The sequence below is a fragment of the Amycolatopsis sp. NPDC050768 genome, from assembly GCF_040654155.1.
Taxonomy (GTDB): Bacteria; Actinomycetota; Actinomycetes; order Mycobacteriales; family Pseudonocardiaceae; genus Amycolatopsis.
The window spans coordinates 460,404-479,122 of sequence record NZ_JBFAHL010000003.1 but is presented as its reverse complement, the minus strand read 5'-3'; the positions used below and the strand labels follow the sequence as shown (position 1 = coordinate 479,122).

At 69.6% G+C, this 18,719-nt stretch carries 20 protein-coding genes; 10 read left to right on the top strand and 10 right to left on the bottom strand.

Features of this window, described 5'->3' with window-relative positions:
- Position 1 precedes the first annotated feature (1 nt).
- A complete protein-coding gene (locus AB0H62_RS12405; RefSeq protein WP_360585867.1) occupies positions 2 to 283 on the bottom strand; it encodes a YciI family protein in 282 nt (93 codons plus the stop codon).
- 170 nt (positions 284 to 453) lie between these two features.
- Between AB0H62_RS12405 and AB0H62_RS12400 the strand changes: the two genes are divergently transcribed.
- The 4 genes from AB0H62_RS12400 (at position 454) to AB0H62_RS12385 (ending at position 3,517) form a co-directional block, all read left to right on the top strand.
- The gene (locus AB0H62_RS12400) at positions 454 to 1,029 is read left to right on the top strand and encodes a SigE family RNA polymerase sigma factor (RefSeq protein WP_220245279.1); all 576 of its coding nucleotides are present in this window, start codon (positions 454 to 456) and stop codon (positions 1,027 to 1,029) included.
- 59 nt (positions 1,030 to 1,088) lie between these two features.
- Positions 1,089 to 2,279 carry an N-acetylglucosamine-6-phosphate deacetylase gene (gene nagA, locus AB0H62_RS12395; protein ID WP_220245278.1) on the top strand — a complete coding sequence of 397 codons (1,191 nt, stop codon included), beginning with the start codon at positions 1,089 to 1,091 and terminating at the stop codon, positions 2,277 to 2,279.
- 39 nt (positions 2,280 to 2,318) lie between these two features.
- The gene (locus tag AB0H62_RS12390; protein ID WP_220245277.1) at positions 2,319 to 2,726 is read left to right on the top strand and encodes a hypothetical protein; all 408 of its coding nucleotides are present in this window, start codon (positions 2,319 to 2,321) and stop codon (positions 2,724 to 2,726) included.
- 77 nt (positions 2,727 to 2,803) lie between these two features.
- A complete protein-coding gene (locus tag AB0H62_RS12385; protein WP_220245276.1) occupies positions 2,804 to 3,517 on the top strand; it encodes a VTT domain-containing protein in 714 nt (237 codons plus the stop codon).
- Positions 3,518 to 3,592: 75 nt separating this feature from the next.
- Here the strand turns inward: AB0H62_RS12385 and AB0H62_RS12380 are convergent, their stop codons facing one another.
- On the bottom strand, positions 3,593 to 4,987 hold the full coding sequence (locus tag AB0H62_RS12380) for an FAD-linked oxidase C-terminal domain-containing protein (protein ID WP_220245275.1): 1,395 nt from the start codon (positions 4,985 to 4,987) through the stop codon (positions 3,593 to 3,595).
- A gap of 107 nt (positions 4,988 to 5,094) precedes the next feature.
- The gene (locus tag AB0H62_RS12375) at positions 5,095 to 5,520 is read right to left on the bottom strand and encodes a PPOX class F420-dependent oxidoreductase (protein WP_220245274.1); all 426 of its coding nucleotides are present in this window, start codon (positions 5,518 to 5,520) and stop codon (positions 5,095 to 5,097) included.
- A gap of 246 nt (positions 5,521 to 5,766) precedes the next feature.
- Here AB0H62_RS12375 and AB0H62_RS12370 point away from each other — a divergent pair, with 246 nt between their 5' ends.
- The 5 genes from AB0H62_RS12370 to AB0H62_RS12350 all read left to right on the top strand — a co-directional run bounded on the left by AB0H62_RS12370 (position 5,767) and on the right by AB0H62_RS12350 (position 11,689).
- The gene (locus tag AB0H62_RS12370; RefSeq protein WP_220245273.1) at positions 5,767 to 6,291 is read left to right on the top strand and encodes a MarR family transcriptional regulator; all 525 of its coding nucleotides are present in this window, start codon (positions 5,767 to 5,769) and stop codon (positions 6,289 to 6,291) included.
- A gap of 7 nt (positions 6,292 to 6,298) precedes the next feature.
- Complete coding sequence (locus tag AB0H62_RS12365; protein ID WP_360585863.1) at positions 6,299 to 8,920, top strand: MFS transporter; 2,622 nt, start codon at positions 6,299 to 6,301, stop codon at positions 8,918 to 8,920.
- Positions 8,917 to 9,741 carry a YceI family protein gene (locus AB0H62_RS12360; RefSeq protein ID WP_220245271.1) on the top strand — a complete coding sequence of 275 codons (825 nt, stop codon included), beginning with the start codon at positions 8,917 to 8,919 and terminating at the stop codon, positions 9,739 to 9,741. The genes AB0H62_RS12365 and AB0H62_RS12360 overlap by 4 nt, the downstream gene beginning before the upstream one ends.
- Before the next feature lie 161 nt (positions 9,742 to 9,902).
- Entirely contained in the window at positions 9,903 to 10,571 is a 669-nt protein-coding gene (locus AB0H62_RS12355; protein WP_220245270.1) for a DedA family protein, read from the top strand.
- A gap of 176 nt (positions 10,572 to 10,747) precedes the next feature.
- Entirely contained in the window at positions 10,748 to 11,689 is a 942-nt protein-coding gene (locus AB0H62_RS12350) for a hypothetical protein (protein ID WP_360585860.1), read from the top strand.
- A gap of 15 nt (positions 11,690 to 11,704) precedes the next feature.
- On the opposite strand, the gene AB0H62_RS12345 is transcribed toward AB0H62_RS12350, so the two are convergent.
- The 7 genes from AB0H62_RS12345 to AB0H62_RS12315 all read right to left on the bottom strand — a co-directional run bounded on the left by AB0H62_RS12345 (position 11,705) and on the right by AB0H62_RS12315 (position 17,515).
- A complete protein-coding gene (locus AB0H62_RS12345) occupies positions 11,705 to 12,118 on the bottom strand; it encodes a VOC family protein (protein ID WP_220245268.1) in 414 nt (137 codons plus the stop codon).
- Positions 12,119 to 12,412: 294 nt separating this feature from the next.
- On the bottom strand, positions 12,413 to 13,159 hold the full coding sequence (locus tag AB0H62_RS12340) for an SDR family oxidoreductase (protein ID WP_220245267.1): 747 nt from the start codon (positions 13,157 to 13,159) through the stop codon (positions 12,413 to 12,415).
- On the bottom strand, positions 13,156 to 13,791 hold the full coding sequence (locus AB0H62_RS12335) for a nucleoside/nucleotide kinase family protein (RefSeq protein ID WP_220245266.1): 636 nt from the start codon (positions 13,789 to 13,791) through the stop codon (positions 13,156 to 13,158). The genes AB0H62_RS12340 and AB0H62_RS12335 overlap by 4 nt, the downstream gene beginning before the upstream one ends.
- On the bottom strand, positions 13,788 to 14,651 hold the full coding sequence (locus AB0H62_RS12330) for a PfkB family carbohydrate kinase (protein ID WP_360586015.1): 864 nt from the start codon (positions 14,649 to 14,651) through the stop codon (positions 13,788 to 13,790). The genes AB0H62_RS12335 and AB0H62_RS12330 overlap by 4 nt, the downstream gene beginning before the upstream one ends.
- A gap of 7 nt (positions 14,652 to 14,658) precedes the next feature.
- Complete coding sequence (locus tag AB0H62_RS12325; protein WP_266118256.1) at positions 14,659 to 15,501, bottom strand: ATP-binding cassette domain-containing protein; 843 nt, start codon at positions 15,499 to 15,501, stop codon at positions 14,659 to 14,661.
- Complete coding sequence (locus AB0H62_RS12320) at positions 15,498 to 16,493, bottom strand: ABC transporter permease (protein ID WP_220245264.1); 996 nt, start codon at positions 16,491 to 16,493, stop codon at positions 15,498 to 15,500. The genes AB0H62_RS12325 and AB0H62_RS12320 overlap by 4 nt, the downstream gene beginning before the upstream one ends.
- Positions 16,490 to 17,515, bottom strand: a complete 1,026-nt coding sequence (locus AB0H62_RS12315; protein WP_360585856.1) for a substrate-binding domain-containing protein — start codon at positions 17,513 to 17,515, stop codon at positions 16,490 to 16,492. Before AB0H62_RS12315 ends, AB0H62_RS12320 begins: the two co-directional genes overlap by 4 nt.
- A gap of 110 nt (positions 17,516 to 17,625) precedes the next feature.
- Between AB0H62_RS12315 and AB0H62_RS12310 the strand changes: the two genes are divergently transcribed.
- Entirely contained in the window at positions 17,626 to 18,654 is a 1,029-nt protein-coding gene (locus tag AB0H62_RS12310) for a LacI family DNA-binding transcriptional regulator (RefSeq protein ID WP_220245262.1), read from the top strand.
- Positions 18,655 to 18,719: the final 65 nt, after the last annotated feature.

Here is an 18,719-nt window from a genome sequence, read left to right as displayed (position 1 = left end):
GCTACGCCTGCGGGACCCAAGCGCCGAGCACCGGCTTGTACTCGCGGATCGAGCGATCGGCGACCACGCCTTCGAGCTGGTACGGGTCCTTGCCGATCAGCTCCTCGAGCGCCGCCTCGTCCTCGGCCTGCCACAGGACCAGACCACCGGAGCCGTCGGCGAGCGGTCCCGCGACGGCCACGCGGCCGTCGGCGGAGTGCTGGCTCAACCACTCACGGTGACGGGGCCGGACGTCGGCCACCTTCTCCTGCACGTAACGGATTTCGACCAGGTACCAGGCCATGTGGATCTCCCGGGTGGGTGCGTTGGTGACGCTGTCGACGCTACCGGGCAACACCCTGTGGTCCCAGCATCCGACCAGTGGCGGGACAGAGCTCACCCGATACGCTAGGGCTGCGTCAGCAGCTTGGCGCAGGGGCACCACAGGGGTCGAGAACAGGCAGGCAGGGGTACATGCTGGAGGGCAACGCGGAACGCAGTGTCGAGGCGACCCTCGGACACCTGCGGACCATGGACGGGCCGGTGCCGCCGCAGCAGCCGGCCGCACCGCTGAACCTGGAGGACCTGTACCGCCAGCACCGGATGCGGCTCGTCCGGCTCGCGATCCTGCTGGTCGACGAGCCGGCGACGGCCGAGGACGTGGTGCAGGAGGCGTTCACCGGTCTGCACCGCAACTGGGGCCGGCTGCGCGACGCGGCCGCGGCCGTCGGATACCTGCGCACGGCCGTGGTCAACGGCTCGCGCAGCGTGCTGCGACGGCGGAAAACCGCCCGTGAATACGTGCCTCCGCACGCCGTGAACGCGCGTTCCGCGGAGAGCCTCGCGATGCTGTCGAGCGAGCACCAAGCCGTGGTCAGCGCCCTTTCGAAGCTCCCGCCGCGCCAGCGCGAGGTGCTGGTGCTCAGGTACTACGGGGGGCTTTCCGAGGCCGAGATTTCAGAGGCCGCGGGCATCTCGAAGGGTACCGTTAAATCGACCGCCAGCCGGGCGCTGGAGGCCCTGCAGAAGGCGATGCAGACCCCACAGTGACCCGGGTGGACCAATCCCGATCACCGAGTTGCGTAGCCATGTCTGGTCCAGACCAATATATGCTGGAGGGCGTGAAGCACGCCGGAGACTTCGTCATCACGGGCGGCCGGGTCGTCGCCCCGGACCGCGTACTCGACGACGGCTGGCTCGCCGTCTCCGACGGGCGCATCGCCGCGGTCGGCACGGGGACGCCGCCGGGCGGCCCCGAGACCGAGGTCGTCGACGTGGGCGGAGCACTCGTGGTGCCCGGGTTCGTCGACACCCACTGCCACGGCGGGGGCGGCGCTTCGTTCTCCACACTGGACCCCGACGAGATCCTCACGGCGGTGCGCGCGCACCGGCGCCACGGCACCACGACCACGCTCGCGAGCCTGGTCTCGGACCCGATCGACCTGCTGACCGAGCAGATCGCGGCCCTGCGCGAACTCGTGCAGGACGGCGAGCTCGCCGGCATCCACCTCGAAGGGCCGTTCATCTCACGCGCCCGCTGCGGCGCGCACGATCCGGACACGCTGCGTGAACCGGACACCGGCACCGTCGAGAAGCTGCTGCGCGCGGGCGCCGGCGCGATCCGCATGGTCACGCTCGCGCCGGAGCTCAACGGCGGCGTGAAGGCCGTGCGCCAGCTCGCCGAATCGGGCGTGACGGCCGCGATCGGGCACACCGACGGCCTCGCCGAGCAGCTCGTGCCGGCCATCGACGCGGGCGCCACCGTGGCGACGCACCTGTTCAACGGCATGCGCCCCCTGCACCACCGCGAACCGGGCCCGGTCGGCGTGCTGCTGGACGACGAGCGCGTGACGGTCGAGCTCATCTGCGACCTCGTGCACCTGCACCCGACGGTGGTCCGCCTCGCGGCACAGCACGCGGGCCGCGGCCGGACCGTGCTGATCACCGACGCCATGTCGGCCACCGACGCCGCCGACGGCCGCTACACGCTGGGCCGCCTCGAAGTCGACGTGCACGACGGCGTGGCGACGCTGGACAACGGATCACTGGCCGGCAGCACGTTGACGATGGACAACGCCTTCCGCAACCTCGTGAAGGGTGCCAAACTCGGTGTCCTCGACGCCGTCCGGGCGACCTCCGGCCGGCCCGCCGAGCTGCTGGGCATCGCCGACCGCACGGGTTCGCTGCGGCCGGGCCTCGCCGCCGACGTCGTGATCCTCGACGACGACCTGCGGCCGGTCCGGGTGCTGCGCCGGGGCGAGTGGGTCGCCGAGGTCGGCCGGGCTACCTTGAGCACGTAAGCGACTACGCGGGCCGCCCGCGGGGAAGTACGGAGAGGGATGAGCGAGCCGAAGGACCCGGAGCGACTGCTCGCCGACGCCCTGCGCGCCCAGGCCGTGTTCGCCCCGCACACCAGCTCGCAGCCCGCCGCGTCTTCCGGCTCCCCGGACTCCACGGGCTCCGCCGGCGCGACCGGCCCCACCGAGGAGCTCCCACCCCGCTACGGCCTGCTCTCAGGCGCGGGCGCCGACTCCCTCGAACGCGAACGCGCGGCCCTGGACGACGCCTCCGGCCAGCGGACGACGCCGGTCTCTTCGGGAGTTCGGCCCGTTCCCGCACCGGACCCCGCGACGGTCCGCCAGGCCGCGCCCGGCCCCGCGCCGCTGCCCGCGCACTGGGTGCTGCTGCTGGCTCTCCTGCTGGGCTTGGCCGCGGGCTCGGTCATCGGACTGCTCACCCTCGTCTGACAATTCCGGAAAACCCCCATTACCTGCGGTGGTTCTCCCTGTGAAGGCACTCAGCGTCACCCTGTACCGTTTTCGGTGTGATTCTCGCCCAGAGCACAGTGACGACCATGTCCATCCTGCCGTCGTGGCTGGACCCGGAGCAGCTGCTGTCCGGCCTGACCGTGCCGGTCATCGCGGTGCTCTGCCTGATCATCTTCATCGAGAGCAGCATCTTCCCGGTGCTGCCGGGTGACTCGCTGCTGTTCACGGCGGGCCTGTTCATCGCCAACGGCACGCTGCAGGCGCCCCTGTGGGTGGTGTGCGTGCTGGTGACGGTGGCGGCGCTGCTCGGCAACGTCTGCGGGTACTACATCGGCTACTTCGTCGGCCCGAAGCTGTTCAACCGGCCCGATTCGAAGTTCTTCAAGAAGGAATACGTCGACAAGACGCACGCTTTCCTCGACCACCACGGGCCCAAAGCCGTGGTGCTGGCGCGGTTCGTGCCGTTCGTGCGGACGTTCATCACCTGGATCGCCGGCATCGGCCGCATGGACCCGAAGCGGTACTTCACCTACACGGTGCTGGGCGGCATCGTCTGGGCCGCGGGCATCACGGTGCTGGGCTCGCTGCTGGGCAACATCGGCTTCATCCGCGACAACGTCGACGCCATCTTCGTGCTGATCGTGCTCGTGTCCGTGGTGCCGATCCTGCTCGAGTACCTCAAGAGCCGCCGCGAGAAGAAGGCCCGCGCGGGCGCGCCGGAGGAGAACGCCGCCGAGGTGACGCAGCGGATCCCGCGCGTGCGCGACTGACCGAAACGCGACTGACCGAAACGCAGAAAACGGCGCCGGCCCCGAGCAAGGGACCGGCGCCGTTTTCGTGAGACCTCAGTCCGTCATCGAGAACATCGACCCCGGGTTGAACAGGTTCTCCGGGTCCAGCGCCTGCTTGATCTGCCGGTGCACTCGCATCCCGACAGGCCCGATCTCGCGCGCCAGCCAGTCGCGCTTGATCTTGCCGACGCCGTGCTCGCCCGTCACCGTGCCGCCGAGCGAGAGGCCGATCTCCAGGATGTCGTCGAACGCTTGCCGCGCGCGGGCGAACTCGTCCTCGTTGTCGGGCGCGTAGACGATCGTCGGGTGCATGTTGCCGTCGCCGGCGTGGCCGACCACGGCGATCTTCAGGCCCACCTTCTCGCTCACCTGCTCGCAGCCGCGGATCAGCTCGGCGATGCGGGTGCGCGGCACGCTGACGTCGTCGGTGAGCCAGATGCCGTAAGTCTCCAGCGCGGTCAGGACCACGCGCCGGGCCTGCAGCAGCATCTTGCCCTCTTCGAGGTCGTCGGTGGCGTAGACCAGGTCGGCGCCGCAGTCGGCGCAGATCTGTTCCAGCACGGCGAGCTCGCGCAGCGCGGCCTCGCCGCCGACGTCGGACTGCGCCAGCAGCAGCGCCTGGCAGTCGGAACCCGCACCGAGGTCGGTCTTGAGGTAGGTCTCCGACGCCTTGATCGACGCCGCGTCCATGATCTCCAGCAGCGACGGCACGAGTCCCTCGCGCACGACCCGAGCCACGGCCTCACCCGCCGCCTCCGTGGTGCTGAAGCCCGCGACGAGCGTCGCCGGCGCCTGCGGTAGCGGGCGCAACGCCACGGTGGCCTGCGTGATCACGCCGAGCGTGCCCTCGCTGCCGATGAACAGCTTCGTCAGGTCGTAGCCCGCCACGCCCTTCACGGTGCGGCGGCCGGTCTTGAGCAGCGACCCGTCGGCCAGCACGACCTCGAGGCCGAGCACGGAGTCGGTGGTCACGCCGTACTTCACGCAGCACAGGCCGCCGGCGTTGGTGGAGAGGTTGCCGCCGATCGTGCACCAGTCGTAGCTCGACGGGTCGGGCGGGTAGAACAGGCCGTGCTTCTCCACGGTGTTGCGGAAGTCAAGGTTGACCACTCCGGGCTGCACCACGGCGAGGCGGTTGCCGGGGTCGATCTCCACGATCTCGTCGAGCTTCGTGAGCACGAGCACCACGCAGCCGTCGATGGCGTTGGCCGCGCCGGACAGGCCGCTGCCCGCCCCGCGCGGCACGACGGGCACCTTCGCCTCGGCGCACGCCTTGACCACGGCCTGCACCCCCGCGGTGTTCGCGGGCAGCACCACGGCCAGCGGTTTCCCGGACGGGGCGAGCGGCATCATGTCGCGCGAGTAGCTCGCGGTCACGTCGGCGTCGGTGAGCACGGCCTCCTTGCCGAGCTCGTCGCGGAGTCGCTGCAGGAGGGCGTCAGTGCTCATGGCTTCATCGTAGGCACAAATATCTCCGCAGTGCGGAATAGAATTTCCGGATTTCAGCCGGATGGCGACTTGCCCGGCGCCATCCGGCTGCGCATCCAGCCGACCCGTCAGCGCACCACGCCGTAGACCCGGTCGACGTTGATCGTCAGCACCAGCCGCTGGTCCGCGACCATCGCCTCGCGGTACTCGTCCCAGTCGGGGTGCTCGCCGCCGACCTTCCGGTACAGGTCGATGAGGGCCTCCACCGTCGCGTCGTCCTTGGCCGCGGCGACCGGCGTCAGCACGGCCTCGCCCTCCGCCACCGCGTACGACCAGCCGTTCTCGCTGCCCACGTGGTAGCTCACGCGCGCGTCGCGGCGCATGTTCTTCGTCTTCGCCCGCGTCTCGGTGATCGACACGAGGATCTTGCGCTCGGCGGCGTCGAAGTGGTGGCTGACGGTGGACAACTGGGGCCGCCCGTCGCGCTTGAGCGTGGCCAGCACGCCGTTGCGGCGGGAGCCGATGAGGTCGTACAGCGGTGTGTCGTCGGTCATACCCCTATCCAACCCGTCACCCTGCGTCTTGTTCCGCCGGGACCCTGACCAGGGCCTTCGGACCCGGGAGAAAACGGACGAACACCCTCCGGTGAATATCTGCTTGCATGCAACAACTAAAGTGTGATGCGACACAACCGGGGTCCGCGAGCTTGCGCGAAGCACGGATCAGGCACACTCTTGCTAAAGGCAACTAGTTGCAGCCGCCAAACAACGGTTCGTTTCACCGCGAGAAAGATCGACCGAATGGCACCGAACAGCGCCGCCACCCGGCCCAAGGACGAGCTCGACCTGGCCGACCAGCTCGGACACGAGCTGGTCCGTTTCATGCGCCTGATCACCAAGGCGAAGTCGCAGGTCTCCAAGCAGGGTCCGGACGGCATCGAGCGGGCCGCGTACGCGATCCTCTTCTGCCTCATCCACGAGGGGCCGCAGCGCACCAGCAAGCTCGCCGAGTTCCTGCACTCCGAGATCTCCACCATCAGCAGGCAGTCGAGCGCGCTCGTGCAGCACGGATTGGTGGAACGTCAGGCCGACCCCGAAGACGGCCGCGCCTGCTTGCTGGCGCCCACCGCCGAAGGCCTGCGGGTCTTCGACGAGAACCGCAAGCAGCGCAACCTCTGGCTCGCCGACGTGCTCGGCGACTGGACCCAGGAGGATCGCGAGACCCTCAACGAGCTGTTCGGGCGGCTCAACACCGGTATCGAGAACAACTTTCCAGACATGACCGACTCCGCGCCGGCGGACTCGGTGCACTCCAAGGGGGCCTAGGAACAGCATGAGCACCACCGTCGAGAAACAACCTCAGCAGCGGGGGGGAGCACCCGTCGTCGACGCGGCAGGTGTGCCGCGGCTGAGCCACCGCCAGATCGTCACGATCCTGAGCGGACTCATGTGCGGCATGTTCCTCGCCGCACTGGACCAGACGATCGTGGGTACCTCGATCGTCAAGATCGCCAACGACCTGCACGGCTTCGACCTGCAGGCGTGGGCCACCACGGCGTACCTGATCACGTCGACGATCGTCACGCCGATCTACGGCAAGCTGTCGGACATCTACGGCCGCAAGCCGTTCTACCTCGCCGCGATCTCGATCTTCGTCGCCGGTTCGCTGGCTTCGACGTTCTCGCAGTCGATGTACGAGCTCGCCGCGTTCCGCGCGGTGCAGGGCCTCGGCGCCGGCGGTCTGATGTCGCTGGCCATGACCATCATCGGTGACGTGGTGCCGCCGCGCGAACGCCCGCGGTACCAGGGTTACATCCTCGCCGTCTTCGGTCTGTCCACTGTGCTTGGTCCGGTGCTCGGCGGGTTCTTCGCCGGCTTCGACACCCTCGGCGGCCTCGACGGCTGGCGCTGGGTCTTCCTGATCAACGTGCCGATCGGCATCGTCGCGCTGTTCGTGGTCGCCAAGGTGCTGAACGTGCCGCACGTGCCACAGAAGCACAAGATCGACTGGTGGGGCGCGCTTTCGCTCGTCGTGGCTGTGGTGCCGTTCCTGATCGTCGCGGAACAGGGCCAGACCTGGGGCTGGGGCGACGGCAAGGCGATCCTCTGCTACGCCGTCGGCGCGATCGGCATCATCTCGTTCATCGTGGTCGAGAAGCTGATGAAGGACGCCGCGCTGATCCCGTTGCGGCTGTTCAAGAACTCGACGTTCACCGTCGCGATCATCGGTGGTGTCATCGTCGGCGTCGCCATGTTCGGCGCGATCACGATGATCCCGCAGTTCATGCAGGTCGTTCAGGGCTACACGCCGACCGAGTCGGGTCTGCTGATGCTGCCGCTGATGGGCGGCCTGATGCTGAGCTCGATCGGCTCCGGCCGGATCATGTCGAAGACCGGGCGCTACAAGGTGTTCCCGATCGTCGGCACCCTGCTCATCGCCGGCGGCGCGTTCTTCTTCGCGCAGGTGCAGTACAACTCGCCGCTGTGGCACCCGCTGGTCGCCGCGGCCATCATCGGCCTCGGCCTCGGCCAGTGCATGCAGACGCTGGTCATCGCGGTGCAGAACGCCGGCCCGCGCAGCGACATGGGCGCCTCCACGGCGTCGGCCACGTTCTTCCGCCAGATCGGTGGTACGGCCGGTGTCGCGGTGTTCCTGACGATTCTGTTCAACGTGCTGCCGGGCAACATCACCAAGGCGTTCGGCGGCAACCCGCCGGCTGGTGCCGGTGCGCAACTGGCCGACCTGCAGACCAACACCAGCGTGATCCAGACCCTGCCCGACGCGTTGAAGACGCCGATCCTGATCGGCTTCACCGAGTCGATCACCACGGTCTTCTGGGTGGCAGGCGCGGTCGCGCTGCTGGCGACGATCGTGCTGTGTTTCCTGAAGGAGATCCCGCTCGCGGGCATGAACCCGGCCGCCGCGGCGGTGGAGGGCGGCGAGGCGCTGCTCGAGGAGAGCGAGACGCCGACGGACATCGTCGACCAGGCGGCCAAGCCGGGCTCGCTCTTCGAAGAACAGTCGCGAGAACCCGTTCTCGTCGGCGCAGGGGGAAGGCATTCGATGAACGGCAACGGTCACGGCGACCCGCAGGCGATTTCGGGCTCACTGCCCATGCCGATCACCAACTCGGCCGCGGGTGCAGGCATCGACCTCCCGCTGGGCGCGGGCGGTCCCCCGGTGACCGGGCACGTGCGCCGGCAGGACGGCAGCCACGTGGCCGCCGCCGCGCTGACGCTGATCGACCAGCAGGGCCGTCAGGTGGCGCGGGCGACCGGTAACGGCGACGGCAGCTACTCCGTGCCGACGCAGGGCCCGGGCACCTACGTGCTGATCGTGGCCGCTCCCGGCCACCAGCCGCAGGCCTCCAGCGTGGTGGTCGGTGGCGGACCGGCGAAGCTCGACGTGACGCTCACCGGCTCGGGCGAGCTGACCGGTGTCGTGCGGTCCGTGGGGATCGGTTCCCCGCTGGCCAACGCCACCGTGACGCTCACCGATTCGCGCGGAGAGGTCAACGGCGCGTTCATCACGGCCGACGACGGCGTCTACACCTTCAGCGGTGTCGGTGCCGGGCAGTACACGCTGGTCGCGAGCGGCCCGCACTACCGCCCGGTGGCGGTCACCCTGACCGTGCCCGACAGCGGCGTGCTGCGCCACGACGTCGAGCTGGCCGGTGCCGTGCTGATGCAGGGCATCGCGCGCACCGAGGGCGACCGGATCGTGCCGGACGCGCGGATCACCGTGCTCGACGCGAACGGCAACGTCGCGGCGGTCGCGCGCACGGACGGTGAAGGCCGCTACGTGGTGAGCGACCTGCCGGTGGGCTCGTACACGGTGGTGGCGAGCGGTTACCCGCCGGCCACCAGCCAGGTGAGCCTCACCGACGGCGAGGCCGAGCACGACGTCCGCCTGAGCTACGACCAGGCTCTCGACGAGTTGGTCGACCGCTCATGAGCGGGGGCCTGCGCGCACAGCTCCGCGCCAGTGGGGGCTGGCCGGTCGAGAACGCCGTGCTCACGGTGACCGACCTCAACGGCCGTCAGATCGCGCGCCAGGTCACGGACGCGAAGGGGGCGGTGGCGACTGATCCGCTGCCCCCGGGCGTCTACACCGCCGTGATCACGGCGCCCGGGTACACGCCGATGGCCCGCACCGTGCAGGTCGGTTCCGACGGCGCCGGGCTGCTCGGCGACATCGCCCTGGCCCCCGTGGCCGAGGCCGTGGAGCTGCCGCCGCCCGGTCCGTGGACGATCGACCCGGTCCACACGTCGGTGGTCGCGACCGCGCGCCACATGGGCATCGCCAGCATCAAGGTGCGGTTCCCCGACGTCGGCGGGCGCATCGACATCCGCCGCCCGGTGGAGCGTTCGACGGTGTTCGCCGAGATCAAGGCGGGCAGCATCGAGACCGGCATCAAAATGCGCGACGACCACCTGCGTTCGGCCGAGTTCCTCGACGTGGAGGCCTTCCCGCTGATCACGTTCGAGAGCACGGGCATTTCGCAGCGAGGCACGGACACCTGGGCGCTGCTCGGCGAGCTCACCCTGCACGGCGAACGCCGCCAGGTCGAGCTCGACCTGCGCTACCAGGGCCACGGCCCGGACCCGTGGGGCGGCGTGCGCGCCGCGTTCCACGCCGAGACCCAGCTGCACCGCAACGACTTCGCGATCAACTACAGCGCGATGGTCCGCGCGGGCGTCGCCGCGATCGGCACCACGGTCAAGGTGGAGCTGGACATCGAAGCGGTGCAAGGCGAGTCCCTGCCGCAGTTCTAGACGTTTTGTTCGATTCGGGCCGCCCGGGAACTGTCCCGGGCGGCCCGTTCGTTTGAGCCGTTGGTGAACGCGCAGTTCATTCCAGGAATACCGAAAGTGACCGGAAGGCTGGATTCGATGGTTCCTTTTTTCCGTCGATCGTGGCCACGTAGGCTCTGCGCGTGAACCCCGCAAGCATCGAGGCCGCCGGAGTCGGCGTGAGCTGGCTCGACACCGCCGGCCCGCTGCTCGTCTGGGTGATCGTGCTTTCCTTCGTGTTCGTGGAATGCGCGCTCATCGTCGGCCTCTTCCTGCCGGGCGACTCGCTCCTCTTCGGTGCCGGCGTGGTGCTCGCCCAGCACGGCTCCGACGCGAACGCGTGGCTCCTGTCCGGCGCCGCACTCGTGGTGGCCGTCGGCGGCAACCAGGTGGGCTACTACATCGGCCGCAGCACGGGCACCCGCTTCATCGCCCGCCGCGGCGGCAAGGTGCTCAATCGCCACAACCTCGACCGCGCCCAACGGTTTCTGGACCGCAAGGGCTTCTTCGCGATCGTCGCGGCGCGGTGGATCCCGTGGATCCGCACACTCGCCCCGCTCATCGCCGGCGCCGCCCGCATGGACCCCCGGCGGTTCTTGCTCGCCACCAGCCTGGGTGGCCTGCTGTGGGTCCCCACTCTGGTCCTGCTGGGCTACTACGGCGCCGGCCTGCTGGACGCCCTGCCGTGGCTGAAGACGGCGGCCCTGTGGATTTCGGTGGCGTTCTTCGTGCTGGGGACGGGGTACGGGGTGCTGCGGTACCGGCAGGAGATGCGCCGACCGGTCGACGAACCGGACGACGCGCACGCGTGACGCGGTTGGTGCGGCTGCCCAACCGTTCAGCTGCGGGGCGCACCGCCTGATCGGACCAACCTGACACCGGCCCCATTGACGGGCTGCCCAGCCAACTCGCCAATGACTCGGCGCGATCGTGCCGAGGGGGAAACGTCGTGATCCTGGGGTTCAGTAGCAGACTTGGCAAACTGGCCGTGGCAGGCTTGTCACTCGCCGCCCTCATAGTTGCCGCGACGCCGGCACTAGCCGCGGAGTCACAGGACTTCGGGCCGAAAGTCATCAGCGGCATTCCCGCCACGCAACAGGTCATCCCGCTGGCGACGATCGATTCACCGGCGCTGGCCGCGGGCTCGAACGCGTACGTGTACTCCGAGCTGAAGGCTTCCGGGGCCACCGACGTGAACCTGATCGACAACGAGATCCGCTGCTCGGGTGCGGGTGGGTCCAGCGTTGTGATGGGCGAAAACGTGCTTCCGCCGACCGGCGACGCCGCGCACCGGAATATCACGGTCGTCACCCGGTTCCTGGTCACCGCGACCCACGCGGGCGTGATCACGTGCACGCTCTACCTGCGCACCTCGTCGACGGGGAAAGCAGGCTCCCAGGAGACGGTTCAGGGGAACGTGCGGTTCGCGTCGTACTCGATCCCCGGTGACGTGAATGGCGTGGCGATGCAAACGTCGCTCCCGGTGGGCACCACTCCGCTCAGCTCAACGCTCGTGGCGCCGGTGATCGATCGGGACATCCCGGCCGGCTACAGCAAGGTCGACGTGGTCGCGGACGTGGAGTTCCATTGGTGCGCTGGGCGTTGCAGCCCTCCGACGGATCTGAATTTCTCGCAGGCCCGTTTCGCGCTCACCGCGACCACCTCCGGCGGTGCGAGTTGCGCGAGTGGGCCGGTGGCGCAGACCGACGAGTACGTGCAGCAAGGCGTCAACCACGCCGCGATCCCGCTGTACACGACGGTGGTCGTCAAGCCCGGGTGCACGCACCTGCACGCGCAGGTGACGAGCACTTATCTGGCCGGCAACGTCGGGCTCCTCGGCGGCGGGTCGAAACTCACGGACAGCACGGGCAGCGCCGGCACACACGACTCGGCGATGACGCACATGTTCGCCCTGCCGCACAACGGCTGAGCCGCGAAACCCGCCCTACAACTCCGGATCCGACCAGATCTCCAGCTGAATCCCATCCGGATCCCGGAACACGATCACCGACGACCCCTCGAAGGTCCGCGACTCCCGAGGCGGCAGGTACGACACCCCGTACTCCGAGAGCCGGTCCTCCCACTCACCGAGTTCCGCCTTCGACGACACCGAGAACGCGACGTGATCCAGCCCCGTCCGGCGCTCGTCGAAACAACGGCGGTCGGTGTCCGGATGCTGGACCAGGACGACGGAAAACCCGTCGCCGGCGGACCTCAGCACGACCTTGTGGACCCCGGTTTCAGGGTCTTCGCGGCGGTGGCTCTCCTCGAGGTCGAGCACCCGGGCGTACCACGGGACGCTGCGTTCGACATCGGTCACGGTGAGCGCCAGATGGTGCACAGACGTGAGCTTGGGCATGACTTTTGCGGCCGTCCTTTCCGACCCCCGGCTGCGCACTCCGTGCGTTTGCGACGCGGGGCGCTCGTCACCCACCCCGTGAACCGGCGCCGCCGCGGCCCCGGTCGTCCAACTGGCCCCGGAGGCTCCACCAGAGTGACACAGCCGCTCCGATCGGGCGGACGGATTCACCGACTTCCGCCACGAATCGTGATCTCCTCGTCGCCCGGCGTCCCACAAGCCGGGATGACGTGAACACGAGTAGCACCCCAGCGGAACGCCGAAATGGGCGAAGACCACATGGTGGGACGCTATTCAGCGGCCGCCGCCGACCTCCAGGACGGCGCCGACCGTGAACGACGACGCCGGTGACAGAAGCCACAGCACTGCTTCGGCGATCTCCCCCGGTTCGCCCGGCCGGCCGAGCGGAATCCCGGGCGCCAGCCTCGACAACCGGTCCGGCAGGCCGGCCGCGGAGTGCAGGCCGGTGGCCACCAGGCCCGGCGCGACGGCGTTCACCCGGATTCCCTCGCCCGCCACCTCCTGCGCGAGCCCGTACGTGAGCGTGTCCACCGCGGCCTTCGTCGCGGCGTAGTGCACCCACTCGCCCGCCGAGCCCGTGCGCGCGGCTGTGGACGAGACGTTGACGATGGCGCCGCCGGGACCGCCGTACCGCGTCGAGAGCCGCCGCACGGCCTCGCGGCAGCACAGGAACACCCCGCCGACGTTGACCTCCAGCACGCGCCGCACGGTGGCCGCGCTCTGCTCGTCCAGGCGCCCCGGTGTGTTGCCGGTGATGGCCGCGTTGTTGACCACGCCGACCAGCGACCCCATCTCCCCGGCGGTGCCGAAGAGCTTGCGGACCTGCCGCTCGTCGGCGACGTCGGCGCGCACCGCCAGCGCCTTGCGTCCGTGCGCCCGGACCTGCGAAACGACCTCGGCCGCCGGCTCGGAGTCGCCGGAGTAGTTGACCACCACGTCGTAGCCGCGCTCGGCCGCGAGCGTGCAGATCGCCGCGCCGATCCCCCGGCTGCCGCCCGTGACGACGAGAACTCCGCTCACAGGGCGAAGTTCACGAGCGGCAGGTTCTCCAGCACGAGGTCGGCACGGTCACGGGTGCTCGCGATGAGGTCGGCGTTGCGCTGGTCCGAGCCGAGCGCACGCTGGCGCGCCTCGACGAGTGACCGGCCGTAACGACGGTGGCGCGAAACCAGCCGTTCGATCCGCTCGGGCTCGTCGGGCGCGAGGAACCACGCCTCGGTGAGGTACTGGCGCAGGCCGCTCCACGGGTCGTCGGGCAGCAGCAGGTAGTTGCCCTCCGTGATCAGGAGCTGCACCTCGGGTGCCACCGCGACCGCACCGGCGATGGGCTCCTCGATCTCGCGGCGGAACTCCGGTGCGTAAACGGTTTCCTTGCCCTTCGCGAGCCGGCGGATGAGGTGGACGTAGCCCGCCGCGTCGAACGTGTCGGGCGCGCCTTTGCGCTCGGCTCGCCCGAGCCGGCGCAGCTCCACCTGCGCGAGGTGGAACCCGTCCATCCCGACGACGGCCGCGCGGGAGCCGAGCGCGTTGGCGATCGCCCAGGCCAGCGTGGTCTTGCCGGACGCGGGCGCGCCGATGATGCCGAGCACGCTGCGCTGCCGCGGCTTGGCGAGCCCTTCGGCCCGTGCCAGGAGGTCTTCGAACGCCGTCATCGCACTCCTTGTCCCAACTTCGAGATCGCCGCCGTCCAAGACCGCGGCCCCACGTGGCGGACGCGCTCGCCGGCCACCGCGTTCGCGTGCCGGATCCACCCGTCCACTGAGCTTCCACCGGCCGCGACTGCGTGCGCGAGCGCGCCGTGCCACACGTCACCGGCCGCCAGTGTGTCCCGCGCCTCGACATCGTTGACAGGCACCTGGCCTGAGTCTTCCGCAGTGCTCCAGCGAACGGGATCCGGCCCCGCGGTCCTGATCACGACGGGTACTCCGCGTTCACGCAGGCCCGGCCCGGGCATGGCGAAGTGCGCGGAGCACGCGGCGACATCCACCAGCGGCAACAGGTCTTCCAACACGGGTTTCCAGCTGCCGGCGTCGAGCACGACGGGCACGCCGAGTGATCGCGCGGCCCGCGCGACGGCCAGCGCGAGCTCGGGGTGGTGACCGTCGACGAGCACCGCATTCGCTTCGCGCACGAGCCGTGTGCGGTCCGTGAGATCCGGAACCGCCACCGGCGCACCGGAAGCCGCGTTGCGCGAGACGACCGTTCGCTCCCCGTCGGAATCGCGCACGACCACGGCGCTCACCGGCGGCGAATCGGTGCGGGCCGGATCGAGGTCCACGACATCGACGCCGTACGCGATCAGGTCGGTGTGCGCGAGCGCTGCCAGCGGGTGGGCGCCGACGACCGTCACGAGCGTCGCGGCGGCCCCGAGCGCGGCCACGGTCACCGCGGCGTTGGTCGCCGGCCCACCGGCCGCGACGTCCACCCGCAGCGACTGCACCTTCTCGCCCGGCGCCGGGAAGTGCGACACCCGTTGCACGACGTCGACGGTGCACAGCCCCGCCAGCAGCACGCGCACGTCAGGTCAGCCCGGCGTGCGTGGCGGCCGCGACCTCCACGACCTCGCCACCGTCGTCGAGTTGCAGCGCACCGGTGAGCAGGCCGACGACCTGGTTCATCGTGTGCGTTTTCGGCGACACCACGGCCACGCGCTTGCCGAGCCGGTGCACGTGGATCCGGTCGGCGATGTCGAACACGTGCGGCATGTTGTGGCTGATCAGCACCACCGGCAGCCCACGGTCGCGGATGCGCCCGATCAGCTCCAGCACCTTCGCCGACTCCGCGACGCCGAGCGCGGCCGTCGGTTCGTCCATGATCACGGCCTTCGTGCCGAACGCCGCCGCGCGCGCCACCGCGACCCCCTGGCGCTGGCCGCCCGAGAGCGTCTCCACGAGCTGCGAGATGGACTTGACGTTGATGCCCAGCTCGTCGAGGATCCGCTGCGCCTCCTTGCGCATCTCGCCCGTGTCGAGCTTGCGCGCCAGCCCGCCGAAGGGCCCGCGCAGGCGCTTTTCCCGGCCCAGGAACATGTTCGACGCGATGTCGAGCGCCGGAGCCACGGCCAGGTCCTGGTACACCGTCTCGATCCCGTGGTGGCGAGCGTCCAAAGGGGACTTGAAGTGCACGACCTGGCCGTCGACGCGGATCTCGCCCTCGTCGGGGATCAGCGCACCGGACAACGCCTTGATCAGGCTGGATTTCCCGGCGCCGTTGTCGCCGACGACGGCGAGCACCTCGCCGGGGTAGAGGTCGAAGTCGGCGCCGTTGATGGCGGTCACGCGGCCGTAGCGCTTCACGAGGCCGCGCGCGGAAAGCGTGGTCTGCTGCCCGTTGTGCTCTACGGACTGCTCTGTGGAAGTCATGACTGCTGCTGCCTCCGTGCGATCCGGTCGACGACCACGGCGGCGATGAGCAGCGCGCCGGTCGCCAGGTCCTGGTAGTTGCCGTCCACACCCATCTGCGTGAGGCCCGAGCGCAGCACCGCCACGACGAGCGCGCCGAACAGCGTGCCGAGCACCGAACCGCGGCCACCGAAGAGGCTCGTGCCGCCCAGGACCACGGCGGTGATCGAGTCGAGGTTGCCGAGCTGGAACTGGTTCGGGTCGGCGTTGGGTGTGCGGCCGAGCGCCTGCCACGCGGCGATGCCGAAGCAGAAACCCGCGACCAGGTACACGGAGATCACCGTGCGGTTGACCTTGATGCCGGACAGGCGCGCGGACTCCGGCGCGTTGCCCACCGCGTAGACGTGCTTGCCCCACGCGGTTTTCGTGAGCGAGTACCAGACGATGAGGAACATGAGCAGCGCGAGCGTCATGCCGTAGGTGATCGGGATGCCGCCGAAGAGGTAACGCTTCGTGCCGAGCCACTGCAGGAGCCCGTCGGTGACCGGCACGGCCTGGCCGCCCGCGATCAGCTTCGCCACGGCGGTCAGGCCGGTGAACGTGCCGAGCGTGATGATGAAGGCGGGCAGTTTGATCCGCGTGGCGAGAGTGCCGATGAACAGACCGACGAGCACCGTCAGCGCGATTCCGGCGAGCAGCGCGACGAAGCCGTTGGTGCCCGCCGCGGCGAGCTTCGCCATGATCAGCGTGGCCACGACCATCGACGACGCGTTGGACAGGTCGATGCCGGCGATGAGGATGATCAGCGTCTGGCCGAGCGCGAGCGTGCCGACGACCAGTGACTGCTGGACCACTGTGGACAGGTTGTCGAGGTCGAAGAACGTGTCCGTGGCCAGTGAGAAGACCACGATTGCCACGATCAGCGCGAGCGCGGGGCCGACCGCGGGCGCGCGCAGGAGGAACTCGCCGAGCGACTCGCGCTCACGGGTCCCGTTCACCGTCGCGGTGGTCATTTCGCGCCTCCCCAGCAGTTCTGCAGGCCCCACGTGGTGTTCTGGCTGGGGACGCCCGGCATCGGCTTGTCGGTGATCACGGTGGAGCCGGTGTTCACGAAGCCCGTGGGCTTCTTGCCGGTCTTCGCGTAGTCGACGGCGGCGAGCACGCCCTGTTCGGCCATCTTCTTCGGGAACTGCATCACGGTGGCCGCGTAGAGGCCGTCCTTGACGTTCTGGACGCCTTCGCAGCCGCCGTCGATCGAGCCCATCACGATGCGGTCGGTGAGGCCGCGGGCCTTCAGCGCGGCGTACGCGCCGCGGCCCATGGGTTCGTTCATGGAGTAGACGGCGTTGATGTCCGTGCTGCGCTGCAACAGGTTCTCCATGCCCTGTTGCGCCAGGCTCTGGTCGCCGTTGGCGGGGGTGTGGCCCTTGATCTCGGGCGAGGAGTCCGTGAGGCCGATGCCCTTGAGGAAACCGCCGTGACGCTCGGTGTCGACGGAGGAGCCGGCGGTCCCGTCGACCATCAGCAGCTTGGGGTCGACGCCCTTGAGCGCGGCTTTCACGTAAGCCCCTTGCTGCTGGCCGGCCGCGAAGTTGTCGGTGGCGAAGGTGGCGTCGACGGCGTCGGCCGGCTCGGTGGCGGTGTCGAGCGCGATCACGAGCACGCCGGCGTCGCGCGCGTCCTTGATCGCCTTGAGCACGCCGGTGGACGAGCTCGGGGTGATCAGGATCGTGTTCACGCCCTGCTGCATGAGGTTCTCGATGGCCCGGACCTGGCCGTCGTTGTCGCCGTCGAACTGGCCGGCGAGCGCGCTGAAGTCGGCGCCGTTGGCCTTCGCGGCCGCGCTTGCCGCGTTGCGCAGTTCGACGAAGTACGGGTTGGTGTCGGTCTTGGTGACCAGCCCGACCTTGGCCTTACCGCTGCCGGCCGGCGTCGTGTTGCCGCCCCAGTGGCGCTCGACCGTGCAGCCGGTGGTGCCTAGCACGGTGCCGACCACGGCGGCCAACGCCAGCGCGGTGAGACTGCGCTGTCTCATGGATGAATACCCTCCTGCGAGGTTGCCGATGGTCGGCAAGGTAGACAGACTCATGTCACGTCGCAAGCGTTTGCGCAAACGCTTGCGAGTGAACCTGGTTAAGGACTGACATGCCACAAACCCGCTCCTCCCGGCCCACCCAGCGCGATATCGCGGAGCTCGCCGGGGTGTCGATCACGACGGTTTCCCACGTCGTCAACGGCACGCGCGCCGTCGCGGAGGACACGAAGGCCGCGGTGCTGCGGGCCATCGAGACCACCGGCTACACCGGTGACGCGATCGCTCGTTCCCTGGTCACGGGCGGTACGCGCTCGATCGGCATGGCGGTCTCGCTGGTGGCCAACCCGTACTTCGCGGCCCTGATGCAGGCGATCGAACGGGAGGCTTCGGCCAACGGCTACACGGTGCTGCTCGCCGACACGCACGACACGGCGGCGACCGAGCGTGACGTGGTGCGGGCCCTGCGATCCCGTCGCGTCGACGGCCTGCTGGTGACTCCCTCCCCGGGCGACGGTCCTGTGATTGGTGAACTGGTGTCGCTGGACGTGCCGACGGTGCTCATCGACCGGCTCTCGACCCGCACCGACGTCGACCAGGTCGGGGCGGAGAACATTCAGGCGACGTCGGCTTTGACCGCTCACCTGGCGTCGCTCGGACACCGGCGGATCGGCATGATCTCCGGCGCGCCGGGCCTCACGACCAGCGACGAGCGCGTGCTCGGCTACCGGCTGGGCTTGGGCCGTTCGGGGCTCGCGTGGTCGCCTGACCTCGTGGCCTGCGGGAACTCGCACCGCGACGGTGGCGCCCTGGCGCTGAGCACGTTGCTGGCGCTGCCGGAACCGCCGACGGCGCTGGTGGTGGCCAACGACAGCATGATGGTCGGCGTCCTGCACGAGGCCCGCCGGCGCGGCCTGCGCATCGGCCGTGACCTGCCGGTGGTCGTTTACGACGACGTCGAGTGGGCCGACCTGGTGGACCCCCCGCTGACCACCATGGCGCAGCCGATCGAGGAGATCGGCCGCCGCGCCGTGCAGCTGCTGCTGGCCCGCCTCGCCGAGCCCACGCGCGCGGCCGAGACCGTCCGGCTGCCGCCCACGCTGCGCCACCGACAGTCGTGCGGGTGCCCCGGGGCGGCCTGACCGTTCACTCACACTGGTGATTCTTGGGGTGGATCGCCTCTCGCGCAGCTCGGCGGGGCCCCCCG